General features: G+C 35.0%; 2 protein-coding genes. Both read right to left on the bottom strand.

The window, feature by feature from the left end; translation table 11 throughout:
* Positions 1-93 precede the first annotated feature (93 nt).
* The gene (locus tag CCAL9328_RS10635) at positions 94-363 is read right to left on the bottom strand and encodes a hypothetical protein (RefSeq protein ID WP_170000639.1); all 270 of its coding nucleotides are present in this window, start codon (positions 361-363) and stop codon (positions 94-96) included.
* 2 nt (positions 364-365) lie between these two features.
* Positions 366-785 (bottom strand): hypothetical protein (locus CCAL9328_RS10630; protein WP_170000638.1); only part of this gene is annotated, 420 nt, incomplete at its 5' end.

Here is a 785-nt window from a genome sequence, read left to right as displayed (position 1 = left end):
CCAATTCAGCTAGTCTGTTTGGCAAGGTGCTATCTAGATAGCTTATTAGCTCATCTAGCTTATCAATTTTGCTATCAGTTACTATACTACTCACTACTCATCCTTTCCTATAAAGCTACTTAGATACATTATCTTAGAGCTATTTTTGAGATTTTCTATTGTGTCTTTATCATTTTCATTGATATCTTCTAAGACTAGACACAATATACCGCTATTTTTTAGCACCACTAATTCCCCTTCATAGCCCCAAAATGTGCTATTTTTATCCTCTAGTATTGGCGTATGAGCTATAACGCTGCGATTTAGCTTACCACCTATGGCGCTGCCATCTATCTTGCCTGTGCTTATATCGTAACTACTCATTTTTACTCCTGTTTTGTTATAAAGACTATAAACTCTAGCCCATTAGCTGGTATTTCATAAAATACCACTCCGCTCTTATCACTATTTAGCTCATAATCCTTAGCAAACACTGCTTCATATAAGCCATCAAAGACTATTCTAACTTCTTTAAAGCTATTAACGCTTAAGCCATTAAAGCTAAACTCATTTTTTACCCCATCACCAACGCAAACTATATACTCACTGTTTAAAATACCTTTAGCGATATAGTTTTCGTTTAATATACCTACATTAAAGCCTACTTCGCTACTAGCTTCAAACTCTAGCTTCTCTCCATTATTAGCAAATAGTTTTGCTTGATATCCGCTTTTAGCTTGTAGCTCTCCTTGGTATATAATAGACTTTGTGTTGCCTAGCTCATCAAGGATTTTTACCTTAATCTC

It is taken from the genome of Campylobacter sp. RM9328 (assembly GCF_012978615.1).
The sequence above is the reverse complement of the archived record's forward strand: the minus strand, read 5'-3'. Positions and strand labels throughout refer to the sequence as shown.